This is a genomic window from Pontibaca salina (genome assembly GCF_016307205.1).
GTDB lineage: Bacteria > Pseudomonadota > Alphaproteobacteria > Rhodobacterales > Rhodobacteraceae > Pontibaca > Pontibaca salina.
The window spans coordinates 31,555-44,548 of the sequence record NZ_JAEIJD010000013.1; the positions used below are offsets into that span (position 1 = coordinate 31,555).

General features: G+C 57.2%; 11 protein-coding genes. 2 read left to right on the forward strand and 9 right to left on the reverse strand.

Features of this window, described 5'->3' with window-relative positions; genetic code table 11:
* Positions 1-453: 453 nt before the first annotated feature.
* The 4 genes from JAO82_RS12830 to JAO82_RS12845 all read right to left on the reverse strand — a co-directional run bounded on the left by JAO82_RS12830 (position 454) and on the right by JAO82_RS12845 (position 5,434).
* A complete protein-coding gene (locus JAO82_RS12830) occupies positions 454-2,631 on the reverse strand; it encodes a polysaccharide biosynthesis tyrosine autokinase (protein ID WP_198686790.1) in 2,178 nt (725 codons plus the stop codon).
* Positions 2,628-3,071 carry an arsenate reductase/protein-tyrosine-phosphatase family protein gene (locus JAO82_RS12835; protein ID WP_198686791.1) on the reverse strand — a complete coding sequence of 148 codons (444 nt, stop codon included), beginning with the start codon at positions 3,069-3,071 and terminating at the stop codon, positions 2,628-2,630. Before JAO82_RS12835 ends, JAO82_RS12830 begins: the two co-directional genes overlap by 4 nt.
* Before the next feature lie 7 nt (positions 3,072-3,078).
* Positions 3,079-4,140: a polysaccharide biosynthesis/export family protein gene (locus tag JAO82_RS12840; RefSeq protein WP_198686792.1), complete on the reverse strand. Its 1,062-nt coding sequence runs from the start codon at positions 4,138-4,140 to the stop codon at positions 3,079-3,081.
* A 160-nt stretch (positions 4,141-4,300) separates the two neighbouring features.
* Positions 4,301-5,434: a glycosyltransferase family 4 protein gene (locus JAO82_RS12845; RefSeq protein ID WP_198686793.1), complete on the reverse strand. Its 1,134-nt coding sequence runs from the start codon at positions 5,432-5,434 to the stop codon at positions 4,301-4,303.
* A 325-nt stretch (positions 5,435-5,759) separates the two neighbouring features.
* Between JAO82_RS12845 and JAO82_RS12855 the strand changes: the two genes are divergently transcribed.
* Together JAO82_RS12855 and JAO82_RS12860 are read left to right on the forward strand one after the other, a co-directional pair.
* Entirely contained in the window at positions 5,760-6,014 is a 255-nt protein-coding gene (locus tag JAO82_RS12855) for a type II toxin-antitoxin system CcdA family antitoxin (RefSeq protein WP_198686794.1), read from the forward strand.
* Positions 6,015-6,254: 240 nt separating this feature from the next.
* Positions 6,255-7,343, forward strand: coding sequence for an alpha-hydroxy acid oxidase (locus tag JAO82_RS12860; RefSeq protein ID WP_232897391.1), 1,089 nt, complete (start codon positions 6,255-6,257; stop codon positions 7,341-7,343).
* Here JAO82_RS12860 and JAO82_RS12865 read toward each other — a convergent pair.
* Genes JAO82_RS12865 through JAO82_RS12885 form a run of 5 tightly spaced genes read right to left on the reverse strand, consistent with a single transcriptional unit; the run spans position 7,328 to position 12,639 of the window.
* Positions 7,328-8,173: an energy transducer TonB gene (locus JAO82_RS12865; protein WP_198686795.1), complete on the reverse strand. Its 846-nt coding sequence runs from the start codon at positions 8,171-8,173 to the stop codon at positions 7,328-7,330. The genes JAO82_RS12860 and JAO82_RS12865 overlap by 16 nt on opposite strands.
* Positions 8,173-8,637 (reverse strand): biopolymer transporter ExbD, encoded by a 465-nt coding sequence (locus JAO82_RS12870; protein ID WP_198686796.1) that lies wholly within the window; start codon positions 8,635-8,637, stop codon positions 8,173-8,175. Before JAO82_RS12870 ends, JAO82_RS12865 begins: the two co-directional genes overlap by 1 nt.
* A 5-nt stretch (positions 8,638-8,642) precedes the next feature.
* Positions 8,643-9,479, reverse strand: a complete 837-nt coding sequence (exbB, locus tag JAO82_RS12875; RefSeq protein ID WP_198686797.1) for a tonB-system energizer ExbB — start codon at positions 9,477-9,479, stop codon at positions 8,643-8,645.
* A 3-nt stretch (positions 9,480-9,482) separates the two neighbouring features.
* On the reverse strand, positions 9,483-10,166 hold the full coding sequence (locus JAO82_RS12880) for a Fe2+-dependent dioxygenase (protein ID WP_198686798.1): 684 nt from the start codon (positions 10,164-10,166) through the stop codon (positions 9,483-9,485).
* A 58-nt stretch (positions 10,167-10,224) separates the two neighbouring features.
* Complete coding sequence (locus JAO82_RS12885) at positions 10,225-12,639, reverse strand: TonB-dependent receptor (RefSeq protein WP_198686799.1); 2,415 nt, start codon at positions 12,637-12,639, stop codon at positions 10,225-10,227.
* Positions 12,640-12,994: the final 355 nt, after the last annotated feature.

Genomic DNA, 12,994 nt, shown 5'->3' on the forward strand with positions numbered 1-12,994 from the left:
TCTGCCGCGCGCCGCACCGCCCGAAAAGCCTGGCTGCGCTTTAGAAGCTAACCTTTCCGGAAACAAAGCCAAATGCCCGTATTGGCTGAAGCCTCGTATAAGGAGTGACGCAAGCGATTGTTATTACCACTATTATGACTTACGCTCCATCAAGCCTCGTGCGCAAAGGCCCGATAACGTGTCATCGCGCCCTACCCTTGCCTTTGAACAATATCCGCCCATTCACGCCCTGCGACGGGCTTGTCATTGCTTGTTGCGTATCGTCATGGGGTCGATTTTTGGTTAGTCGCCGGAGCTAAGCACTGCTCCGAAATCCCGCTGCCACCTCTGGTCGTTGGGCTGGGTCTGCTCGTGGCAGGGCTTGTGCAATCCGCAGTCGCTTCTGGAATGCGATATCACCGCAAGAGGGCTGACAAGCCGTAAGTTCCCTTGGCTTGCTGATGCCCTATTTCGTCAGTCCTCCCGCGCGGCATAGCTATATCGGTAGTTATAGGCATAATGCGCATCGCGACTGCCCACCACAGACGGGTCATAGCCGTTCAGCACCGCACCGCTGATTTTGCTGCCAGCGGTCTCGAACATGCGGCGCACCGCCTCGACCTCGCCAATCGCAGTTTCCATATGGCGCACCACGATGATCGACGCGCCAGCGACACGGCTCATCACCACCGGGTCAGTGACCGCAAGGGCTGGCGGGCTATCAATGATGATCAGATCAAAATCGGCATCCAATCGCTCGATAAGCTCCGCAAAATCAGACCGCATCAAAAGCTCTGACGGGTTCGGCGGGAACCGGCCAGACGCAATAAACGAAAGGTTTTCCACTGGGCCGGGAACAAGCACATCCGCAAGGTTGCGCGCGCCTGACAACAATTCTGCAAGGCCCGCCCGGTTCTTTTCAACCCCGAAATACCGGCGCAAATATCCCCGGCGCAGATCCGCATCAATAACGCAAACCTTCTGGCCGGCCTGCGCCGCAACCACCCCGAGGTTGACCGCCGTGAAACTCTTGCCGGTGCCGGGTGCGCTGGAGGTGAGCAAAACGGATTTGGTCTTGGCATCAAGCATGCCGAAATGCAGCGACGTGCGCAGCGAGCGCAACGCCTCGATCACCAGATCATCGGGCCGCTCCAGCGCCATGATCGCCAGATCGCCCCGGGTCTTTCTGTGATTGACGGCTTCTTCAGAAAAATTGACCGTCGCGAAAACCGGAAGTCCGATTTGCTCAAGCTCCTCTCCACCGCGCACGCCCCGGCGCAAAAGATGTCGCCCAAGGACAAGTCCGGTGCCCAGCATCAAACCCAGAAGCGCGCTGAGCGCCAGAATACGTCCGCGTCGCGGCGAGACTGGCTGCGGGCTAACCTGCGCCGTATCGATGATCCGGACCGAGCCGATGCTGGACGCCCGCAGCACCTGAAGCTCCTGCACGCGATTCAGCAATTGCACATAAACCTGCTGGGCGACCTCGAGATTGCGGGTAAGGTTGAAAATTTCCTTTTGGGTTTCCGGAAGGCCGCCCGCTTCGACGCGTAAGTCGTCAAGCTGCTCCTCCAGTTTCGCGCGATTGGTCAAAAGCGCCTGATAAGTCGGATGGTTAACGGTGTACCGCTCTTTCAGCTGCTCTTCTTCGATAACCAGCGCGTTCAGCTTCTGCTCAATTTGTGTCACGCGCTCCAGCAACGCGCCCGTCTCATAGGTCAAATCCACGGATCGCTGCTGTTGACGGTAGCTGTTCAATTCATCCTGAGCTTCCACAACCGCCTGTTCAGCCTTGGGCATCTGGTCGGTGATGAACTCCAGACTGCGCTGTGCCTCGGCCGAGCTGCGCGACACGTTCTGCGCGACATAGCTTTGGGCAATCGCATCAAGCACACGGACCGCATGCGAACGGTCGGTATCGTTCAGCTCGATCCGCAGAATCGAAGAATCGCGCGCGGTCTCGGTCACGGAAAACCGCTCGCGCAGGTTTCTAATGACGGAAAGTTTCGGCTTCTTGATCACTTCGAACTGCCGCCCCGGTGCGCCACTCAGAGCATCTATTCGCAGCGCCAGACCAAGCGCATGGTCCACAAGACGCTGGCGGATCTCGCCGCGCAGGCGGCGCCCATCCGGCAGTTCAATCTGATAGGTGTCGCCCTCTTGCATCGTGACAATCAGCGGCAGATCAATCCAATAATCGGGAACGACCAGTTCGCCGATCTGAATTTCCTCACCGCCCCAAGCATAGGGTGCCAGACTATCCCAGCCCGGTTCCGGGATACCCAGACGGTGGAGCGCATCGCCCAAAATCGGCATCCGCCGGGGGCTCGCGATGACATCCAGCGCCAAATCGTCGACCACCTGCCCCAGAACCAGCCGCGATCGAAGAATTTCGATCTCCGTGGTGCTTGGCGAGACCGTCGACAATTGACCCAGCATTTCTGAAGGCAGCCCAAGACCGCTGCTCTTTTCTTCCAGTTGCAACAGACCGTCCGCCTTGTAGACCGGTGTTGCAATCAGGATGGCGAAAGCGCCCAGCGCGAGGGCAAACGCCGTGACAAGCCCAATCCAAAGCTTGCCATTCCAGACAACTTCCAACAGCGCCATGAGGTCGATTTCGTCGTCATTGGCGATATGTGTTTCTGTGCTCATTGTGCGTTTCCGTTCAGTCTCTCGGCCCAAGCCTCTGCAGCGCGGATGATTTGCTCAAAAACCTCTTGATGGAAACCTGGCGCCTTGCGAAACGGGTCGGCTATTCCCGCGCCGCCGCTCCAATGGTCAAATAGCATGATCTTGCCGGACAAATGCGGGGCCTTGCGGACTATCTCGTTACGATGACCTGTCTCCATCACCAGGATCAGATCATGCGCATTGGCCATTTCCACAGTAAATTGCTGTGCCACATGCCCAACCAATGAGACACCGCCCTGTGCAGCAATACCGGCGGCAACCTCGTCCGCAGGGTGACCAACGAGCGCGCCAATACCGGCTGACTGCAGTTTCATATCAGGCAGACGCGATTTCAAGCTGCGTTCGCCAACCGGCGAACGGCAGATATTTCCCACACAGACCACAAGAATTGACTTTATCATGAAACGCTTAATTTCCGACGCTCGCGGCGTTCTTTACCCCGATGATCGACGGCAACAGGTTGGTGATCACGCGGTTCCAGCGCGTCAGCGGTGCCGTCGTCACGTAAACCACATCCCTTGGTTGCAAGGTGAAACGTGTACCCAGAAGGAAGGCCACGGGATTGGAGGCATCAAGCTGATGAACAACAATCCGATCGGGCGTTTCCCGGAACACAAAGATGCCCCGAGCATCGGATTTATTTTTGTCCAGTCCCCCCACACGGGTCAGGGCCTGCGTCAATGTTACATCGTCTTTACTCAGATCAACGGTCGCAGGCGTTACAAGTTGTCCGAGCAGATAGGCCTCGGCAACCTCCCGTTCGGGAACGTTTACGACATCGCCATGCACCATAAGTGGATTGTTGCCACTTGATCCGTGCTCCAAAAAGGCCTCAAGATCGACAGCATACATGGTTCCGCCACGGCGCACGGTCACGGCACCCGGATCTGCTTCCTCTGTCAGCCCCCCTGCGGCATCGATCGCTTCCAGCAATGTCATCGGGATATCGCTCAGCGGCAAGCGGCTTGGCGCATTCACCTTGCCCGTGACCGATACCGATTGTGAATTATACCCGACCACGCGGACTTCGATTTGCGGATCGGGGATGAATTCTGAAAGGGCGCGCGTCAGGTTCTTCCGGATCGCATCCGGTGTCAGGCCTTTCGCGGGCATCTGGCCGACGAAGGGATAGAAGAAAGTTCCATCCGCTTTCACCTTGAGGCCGGATTCCTCTGGTGTGCGCCGGTCCCCGGCCGGCATCGTCAGCTCGGGATGGTCCCAAACGACAATGTCGAGCACATCGCCCGTGCCCACTCGGTAGGTCCAGCCCCCTTGCGACTTGAGCGTCGTATGCCCGCCGCGGGGGTGCCGGGGCCGGTCATAAGTTGCAATGTTTTGCGCTGTCAGCCGGACGACCTCCACCGAGGTTTCCAGTTCTTCGATCTCTGCAGCAGCCTCGTTAGCGCGCACCGGGAAAACACTTTGGGCCACATCGCAGGCCGAAAGTCCGATCACCATACCCAGAGCCATGGCCACAGAACGGAGGGTTCTCAGGCCACGAAAGGCTCCGCAGCTTCGCTCCGCCCGATTATCTGTCATATGCTCTGCAATCCCATCGGTGTTCGTCCGGGTCCGAATAAAGGTACAGTTCGCTCCAAACAAGGAATCCCTTTGAATTGCCTGTCCGGCCCTACACATTTCTTCCTGCCTCGATCACTTGCCGCCTCTCCCGGCGCCTTTCCATGCGCGGTAGCAATTTCCGCAGCGCCGGAAACGCCATAAAATAGCTGGAGACGAACAAGGCAGAGAACAGAACCATCGCGATGAAAGCATATAGCGGCTGGTTCCAAAGCAGCACACCAACGGCAGCTGGTGCCACTATTTTCGGAGCCAGAGCAAGGGTGGTCAACGGATTCGAGATATTTCGCCGCTCGCGCCCCAGCCAAAGTAGCTCCAGGGCACGCATCATCAACTGGTGTACATGAAGCCGATCCGGTTGCATCTTGGCCTGCTTGCGACTGCGGCGCCGATAGATGGCAAGCACTGTATCTGCAACCGGCCAAAACACTGTTAGCAATAGGGCCCAAGGCGTCGCTGCCGGCGCCTGGACCAAGATGACAATGCCCAACCAACCCAACAAGAAGCCGAGTATATAGGCGCCAGCATCGCCCAAAAAGATAACGCCAGATGGGTAGTTAACGATCCAGAAACCGAATATTCCTGCCGCGAACATCAAGGCAAGATCAGCAAGATTTCCAAGCCCTGCGGACCGCGCGATAAAGCTCATCGACACGACTGCGGTTATGGCAGTGAAGCCAGCTAAACCATTCACGCCGTCAATCAGGTTAAACCCATTCGCAAGCCCCGCAGTCACCAGCAAGGTCAACGGGACACCAACCAGCCATAAAGATGCCAGGTGATCGAGTGGCGGAATACCCAGCTGAGGCAACCAAATTTTTCCAACACCGATGACTGCAAGACTGGAGAAGATGGCTGCCAGCAGCCGATTGCGAGGACTGACGCCAAATCCTAAATCTTCAAGCAAGCCGGCGACGAAGACGAAACAGGACGAAAACAAGATGCAGGCGTAGGTTGTTTTCACCTCTCTCGGAGCGAAGTAAAGCACCGCAAGAAGGGCCGCCAGAATGCTTACGCCGCCGGTTCGCGGTGTCATTCGGGTGTGGGCCGACTGGACTGCTGACATGTCGGCCGGCCGGCCCGCCAAACGGGGCCAGTGGCGGGCCGCAATGACCATTGCAAAGCAAACCAGAAACGAGGCATTGGTTATCACAAGCTCATGCCACATAAAATTCGGCTGTTCCAACGGGATGCACCCAAATCAATAGTTAACTGAACGATCTCGCTACCGACCACCTGCACCAAGGTCAAGCTGATGCCAAATGTTTGGCCCTAAATGTGGCGATAGACCCGCTATCGGGGGCTTGCTAAGAACCGGGCCCATCTCTTCACGCTGCTTGCCCTTGGCAATCTTTTTCTGTCGCGAGGGCGGCTGGCGGCGGGTAGTGCCCCCCGGGGCGTGGTATAATTCGCTCTCCGGCTGGGTGCCGATCCGTGACTCCTGCGCGATGAGATTTGCACCTCTCCGATAGGCCGTATATTTTTACGGCACTATAGTGGCGGGTGATCATATGATGCTCGCGACCAAGCGAAAGAACGCCTTGGCGCTTGATGCCGCGGCGCTTGGCGGTGCAAAAGCTCTTGGGGTCGACGTCTCCGCTGTGGCCGAAGCGGCGCTGATCAAAGCCGTCGCCGAAGCTCAGCACGAGAAATGGCTCGCAGTGAACGCAGATGCATTCGCGTCCCAAGCGCACTGGTACACGCGCCATGGGCATCCGCTGGCCGCCATCATGACAGCGCCTGGAGGGTCTTCTTGGAAGATCTAACCGACTTTAAGGTCGCAGAATGCAATGGCGTTATCATGGTCGTTGGCAAAGCCCCTCGGTGCGCCGCAGGCCTTGGACACCACCAAGTCGATATTGGCTGAATATATTACGTACGCCTCATGCGGCTGCAAGCGCGACGCGCGCGGAGAAATGGTTGAAAATCAAGGTGCACTTGAGCCGTCATGGATTTAGATTGATCCATGCATAGCCTACCATCCCTGCCGAAAAGTAACATACAGAATGCCCGAAATGCCTCAGCTTCCGAAAACCCTGAACACCTATTATGAAACTGCTCGGGAAACCACGAGCATGGAAATGCGGGCGTATTTTCTTGGCGGAGCGGGGGACGAGCGAACCTTGCGCAGAAATGAAGAGGCATTCCGAGAGGCGCAGATCATACCACGCGTGTTGCAGGCCTTGACCGGCGGATCAACTGCAACCTCGCTCTTGGGGCAAAAGCTGGCGTGTCCGGTCCTGGTCGCACCCTTTGCCTATCATTGTCTGCTGGACAGTTCAGGAGAGATTGCAACCGCCCAAGGTGCCGAGGCTCAGTCGGTCAAGATGATCCTGAGCGCGCAAAGTAGCGTCGATATGAAGGCGGTTCGCTCTGCATCTGACAGCTGCGATTGGTTTCAACTGGTCTGGATGGGAAGCAGAGAGGCCACGCTTGCCCTTGCCCAGACCGCCTTGGCGGCAGGGTTTCGCACGTTTGTGTTAACGATCGATGCGCCTGTGCAAGGGGTGCGGGATCGAGAGATCGAGGCCGAGTTCAAATTGCCGCCGGACATAGGAGCAATCAATTTGGCACCGTTTGGTCAACCGCGATTTGCAGCCCTGAAGGAAGGCGAATCCCTTATTTTCGACCGGATCGCGCACTCCCTGCCAAGCTGGGACGATATCGCGTGGCTGATCGGGACCATATCAGCGCCTGTTCTGCTGAAAGGCATCCTGCACCCCGATGACGCGGCGCGGGCTGTGGGCATAGGTGCCGCGGGGATTATTGTGTCCAACCATGGCGGGCGCGTGCTGGATGGGGCACCGGCGACACTTGAGATGTTGCCCGCCATCGTGAAAAAGGTCGGGCCGGACTATCCTGTATTAATGGATGGAGGCATTCGGCGCGGGGTTGATATTCTGGTTGCACTGGCCCTAGGTGCCAAGGCTGTACTTGTCGGGCGACCAATTGTCTGCGGCCTTGCGATAGCAGGATCATTGGGGGTCAGCCATGTGCTGCGACTTTTGCGCGATGAACTGGAAGTCGCCATGCTGTTGTCCGGTTGCGCCACAATCGGTGACATCACCCAAGATGTGGTTCACCTGAAGCGGTAACGCAGCGGGATCAGCAACGTGAACTCATCCCCCTCGAGGTAATTTGGCGGAGTGGGCATCTTGTCGATGCTTGCGACCGTCTCCAGGGCCGCGCGGTCAAGCACGGGCCAACCAGATGAATCGGCGATTTCTGCAGAAATGACGGCCCCATAGCGATCAAGGGTGAACCGGACCTGCACCTCGCCTTCGATCCGGTCACGACGGGCTTGGCTTGGATAGGTCTTGGCCCGACTGATCATCAGCACGATGCTCTTTTGCCATTCACGTATTTCGGCGGTCTGTTCCGCTGTCAGGCCCTCGCTGGAGGCTTCCGCAGTGTCGGCTTCGGTTTCAGCGTGAACGCCAGCGACCGACTGCTCGGACGCGGCGCTGTCTTCCGCGCCAACCTGACTATCCGCCTCGATCTGCTCCGGATCGTGCTCGGTCGCGATTTCCGTTGCGATCTCTTCGGTTTGGGCCTCTGGCTCTGGGGCCGCGACACCAAATTTGAGACTGTCATCGTCGACATCATAAGGGATCTGACTCAGGATCGGCTGCTCGGATTCCTGTGCCGCTTTGACGGCTTCCGGGCTTTCCGTGACTGTCGGTGTTTGCTCGCTTTCTTCCTGCGCGACGCTTTCTTCTGCCAGCGCCGAGGGGGCGGCGATCACATCGGACAGATCGAACATTATTGCGCCGGTAATCCCCTCTGTTCTGGGCTCTTCATCCTCTGGGTGTGGCGCTTGGCTCATGATCTGCGCTGGAAATCCGAGATGCAGACCGGCACTGAACATGATTGCGACCAACCAGAACCCAAAGCCGGATCTGCGCGCATTATATGTCAAGCTCATCAGTGATCCACCGCCGGCGGGCTGCCGCCTTCTGCTTGCTCAATTACGGCTTCATCCAATCCGACCAAACCGACCTTGAGAAATCCATCGGCTCTAAGGATATTCATCACCCGGATGAATTCACCGTAAGGTACGGATTTATCGGCGCGAATATAAATGCGGGTGTCACGCTTCTGACGCGTGGCAATACCAACGTCGATATATAGCCTGTCGAAATCCGTTTCGGTTTCACCGACAGAAAGGCTCAGATCGTCAGCGATGGTGATAAATACCGGATCATCCGCGCGCTGCGGCGCATCGGCGACGGCCACCGGCAGTTCGACCGGGATATCCACAGTCGAAAGTGGAGCCGCGATCATGAAAATGATCAGCAACACCAGCATAACGTCGATGAACGGCGTGACATTGATTTCGCTGTTTTCAATCAGATCGTTATCGTCATCTCTGCGTAACCGAGAGGCCATTGCCTTTACTCCGCAGCCGGGGCGTGGAACATTTCATAAGCATGTGGCTCATGTGCGGCGTGCTCAGACTGTGCGGCTAGGTCGAGGTCACGGGACAGCATGCGTTCCACCAGCGCGCCTGCGTCGGACAGCATGATTTTATAACCGCCGATGCCGCGCACCAAAGTGTTATAAAAGATCACCGCTGGAATCGCTGCAACCAGACCGATGGCGGTTGCCAACAGGGCTTCGGCAATACCCGGTGCCACGACTGCCAGATTGGTCGTATTGCTATCCGCGATCGCGATAAAGCTGTTCATGATACCCCAGACAGTGCCGAACAGCCCGACAAAAGGCGCTGTAGACCCGACAATCGCCAGCACCCCTGCCCCAAGGCTCATGCGCCTTGCAGCCCCTGCCTCTAATCGAAAGATTTCAGAGCCGACCCGTTCCTTGATGCCTGATTTCATCCCTGCTCCGGCTCCGGATCTGGCACGTTCGCGCTGTGCGGCACGAACCATCTGTCCGAGAATCCCACCACGGGTGGCAAAACGCGATTCTGCGGCCTTCAATGCGCCCAGCTTGTTCAGCTCACGATAGCGGCGCCGCAGTGTTGTACGCTCCCAGCGCAGGATCATCAGCTTGGCCGCAAAAATGACCCAGACCAGTGCAGAGGCGAACATCAATGACAGCATGACAGACTTGACGACCCAATCGGCCGCCATGAACATGCCCAAGGGCGACATCTGATTCTGCGCCGCCGCGTCAAACAAGGTCATCAGCGGGTCAAGGTCCAGCGCAGTTGCCGGGCTCGCGGTAACAATGCTCGCAAATGCTGCCGCAAAAAATAATGTATATCTCATATCTCAGGTCTCTGCCCATGTCCGGATCAGGTTGTGGTAAATTCCTGTCAGTCTGACAGTCTCGGCTGCGTTCGCACCGATTGTGGCACCGAGCGACTGGATGGTCTGATCCAGATCGAACAGGATGCTGCGATGTGCATCTGACCTGATCATGCTCTGCAGCCAGAAAAACGACGAGACCCGCGCACCGTTCATGACCGGCGTAACCTCGTGCAGGCTGGTCGCGGGATAGAGGATCATATCCCCCGCCGGCAGCTTGACGGTCTGGGTGCCGTAGTGATCCTCAACCAGCAGTTCGCCACCGTCATATTCCTCGGGCTCGCTTAGAAACAGCGTCATCGACAGATCGGTGCGCAGACGTTCTTGGGTCAGCGGATTGACCCGGATCGCGTTGTCGATATGGGTCCCGAAGGTTTGCGCCGTTTCATATTTGTTGAACATCGGCGGCAAGATCCGGCTGGGCAGAGCAGCCGAGATGAACAGCGGTTCTGCGGTCAGTTTTTGCAAGATGAACTGACCCAGTTTCTGGGCGAGATCGGATGTTGGCGGCAATTGTTGGTTCTGCTTGACCTCTGCGGATTGCACGCCAGCCGTCTTTGATCCGTCTTCCCAGTCTGCCGCATCCAGATGCGTGCGAAACTGTCGAACCTCATCTTTGCTCAGGACGGCGGGAATAGTGATAAGCATAACAACGCCTTGGTTATGGCATGAGCGCCCCGAAGGAAGCCCATGCCAGGTGAAAAAATCAGAACTTTACATCCAGCGCGACGGAAACCTCGCGACCGGGCGCCACATATGTGAATGGCGTATCCGAGCGATAGCCAGCATCATAAACGATCTTGTCCGCCACATTCGTGATGCCCACTTTGAGCAAAGTGTTCTCGGCAACTTCATATTCGCCCAGCAGATCAACGGTCCATGCCGATGGCAATGTCTTGCCGTTCGCATAGGTGCTGCCCAGATCCATCCCGCTCTGATAGTTGATCCGCCCGCCCAACATCAGCTTATCGGTGACCTGATATGTGGCGAGAATATTGAACTGTTCATGGGCGATGTTCGCCAGTGAAAGGCCGATCGCCTCGCTATCCTGGCTTTCCAGAATTTTACTGTTCATAAAGTTGGCGCCACCAAACAGGCTGAGCCGGTCAGTCACGTTGCCCGCAACACCCAGTTCCAGACCACGGATGCGATATTTCAAACTGTCATAAGTGACCGCGTCTGAACCTCGTCCAATGTCTTCCCGCGCATTGTCCTTGGTGGTCTGATACAAGGCTGCGGTCAGCAGAAGATGGGGGTTCAGCTCGTATTTCAGACCAGCCTCGACCGAGGTGTTCTTTTCCGGTTTCAGGTTCACCCCATTGGTATCCAGACCGCCATAGAACCCACCGCCCGCTTCGATCTCCTGCCCCATCGGGTTGGACGAAGTGGCCACCGCCGCATAGAGGTTGAGTTGATCATTGACGGCATAGGTCGTGCCGAGGTTCCAGTTGAACAGCAGATCGTCGCGGGACAATGAATAGGCGTCATCCCCGCTCCCCCCCGAGCGAGCGATGTCATAGAAATCGAGACGGACGCCGCCATTCACGGTCCATGTCGGCGAGAGTTCGACCGTATCCAGCAAGTAAAGCGACGTGGTTTTGACTTCGGTGGTTGTGGCGACGTCACCGCGCACCGGAGCCTCGCCGCTCCAGCACCCTGCCCCAATAGGATCAGGATTGATCGCAGAAACCGTACATCCCCTTTGACCGGCTGGCGGCAGATAATCTTCGCTGATCAAATTGGAATAGTTGTATTTTTCGATCTTCTCTCGCGACGCGGCAAGTCCGACGACGAACTGATGCGTCAGGCCGCCAAATTCGGCATCACCCGAAAGTTCCAGAACGTCCGCAATAACATCGGTCTTTTGACTCCAACTCTTGAAGCTGAGGCCAACTTGCCAATCTGCCGGATCGCTGGAATCGTTGTCGATCAACCTGCTCGGCGCGGTCAGCACATAATCGTTCTCGGATCGCCCCGCCCGAAACGTATTGGTCAGTGTCATACCATTGTCGAATTCGTAGATCCCTCGCAAGGTACCAACGGTTTCTTTGGCAGTCTGGAAATCCCGGCCCGGCACCCCGTAGAACGTTTTGCGATCTATGCCATATTCAGTCACCGGGCCTTTCACGCCAAGATCCGGGTTATCAAGGTTAACATAGGGCACGCCCCAGTCCGGGGTCTGGTCGATCTTGGTATAGTTGATATCGGCCTCAAGAGTCAGCGCGTCCGTTGCCTTGAACCGTGCCGCCAAAGCCGCACCTTGACGGTCGTCCTTAATATGGTCGCGACCCGCCACTTCGCCGTCCTGAAGCAGGGCGTTAAAGCGCAGCTGAACGCGGTCGCTCATCACCCTGTTCATGTCGATGGTTTGGCGCAGCGTCGCGGCGTCCGAAAACGTCGTTATCGATCGCGTAAAATCCACATCTTGCGGGCTTTTGGTGACGATATCCAAAGCACCACCTGTCGTGCCACGCCCGCCTACAGTGCCGGCTGGCCCTTTCGCGATTTCAACCTGTTCGGTGTTGAACGTATCGGAAATACCGGTGCCGGGTGTGCGGATTCCATCGACATAGACATCGTTATTGGCCTTGAAACCACGGATATAAATATTGTCGCCGAAGGAATTGCCGCCTTCCCCGAAGCCAAGCGAAATGCCGGGCGTTGTGCGGGCAATCTCGCGCACGCTGGTGGTGCCGGTGGTCTCGATCACATCCTGAGTGATCGCCGTGACCGTGCGCGGGTTATCCTTTAACGGTCCCGGCATTCTGCTATTGGCGAGGTTGTTCGCCTTGAACGGGGCATCCGGATCCGCATAGCTGTCGCCGCCCGCCGCAGCTAAGGCCGCTGCCCGCGCGTCTGCTTCAGCGCGCGCCTGCGCTTGGCGCTGCTCCTGCTCGGCGGCCTCCTGCGCGGCACAGACCGGGGTCCCGGCCAAGGCTGGCGTGCAAATGGACGGCTTTGCGGCGCGTTGCTGTGCAGGCTTGGCTGGCTTGCGAGCCGGCGCTGGTGCCTCGGTTGTTTCGACATCCACGGTCGGCAGAATGATCAAGTCCTTGTCTTGAGCAGCAGCGCCGGTCGTTAGACAGGCGAGCGCCAAAGACGTCCCGAAACCTCGTACCATAAATGTGGAGTTTTTACTGCTATTGGTCGCGCAAACGCGGCCCCTAAGTGAATGGCGCATCAGTCCCTCGCTGAGTTTTTCCAAGCTATTGTGCTGGCTGCTCTTGACGAGGTTGGCTGGCTTTATCTGGCCCTCCCTATCCCGACTATTTTACTAAGTAAATACCTCTTTAGCCTTTTAGTGGGCATTAGGTCCGCGCGAGACAGGGGTCAGCAGGCATCAATTGTGCCGTCCCTTCGGGAGGGTTCGATGATTGTACCGTTCGCCGCAATCAGCCCTTGCTAGGCTGAGTGTGTCGCGCCGCGTGAATCGGGCCAAAACGCGCCCGTCCGTTTCGACTGGCCAAAGCGCAGAT

What these genes read in the sequence shown, in the direction of transcription:
- JAO82_RS12830 (WP_198686790.1), bottom strand. Translation starts at nt 2,631, where the DNA reads ATGAGCACAGAAACACATATCGCCAATGACGACGAAATCGACCTCATG.
- JAO82_RS12835 (WP_198686791.1), bottom strand. Translation starts at nt 3,071, where the DNA reads ATGATAAAGTCAATTCTTGTGGTCTGTGTGGGAAATATCTGCCGTTCG.
- JAO82_RS12840 (WP_198686792.1), bottom strand. Translation starts at nt 4,140, where the DNA reads ATGGCTCTGGGTATGGTGATCGGACTTTCGGCCTGCGATGTGGCCCAA.
- JAO82_RS12855 (WP_198686794.1), top strand. Translation starts at nt 5,760, where the DNA reads ATGATGCTCGCGACCAAGCGAAAGAACGCCTTGGCGCTTGATGCCGCG.
- JAO82_RS12860 (WP_232897391.1), top strand. Translation starts at nt 6,255, where the DNA reads ATGCCCGAAATGCCTCAGCTTCCGAAAACCCTGAACACCTATTATGAA.
- JAO82_RS12865 (WP_198686795.1), bottom strand. Translation starts at nt 8,173, where the DNA reads ATGAGCTTGACATATAATGCGCGCAGATCCGGCTTTGGGTTCTGGTTG.
- JAO82_RS12870 (WP_198686796.1), bottom strand. Translation starts at nt 8,637, where the DNA reads ATGGCCTCTCGGTTACGCAGAGATGACGATAACGATCTGATTGAAAAC.
- exbB (WP_198686797.1), bottom strand. Translation starts at nt 9,479, where the DNA reads ATGAGATATACATTATTTTTTGCGGCAGCATTTGCGAGCATTGTTACC.
- JAO82_RS12880 (WP_198686798.1), bottom strand. Translation starts at nt 10,166, where the DNA reads ATGCTTATCACTATTCCCGCCGTCCTGAGCAAAGATGAGGTTCGACAG.
- JAO82_RS12885 (WP_198686799.1), bottom strand. Translation starts at nt 12,639, where the DNA reads ATGGTACGAGGTTTCGGGACGTCTTTGGCGCTCGCCTGTCTAACGACC.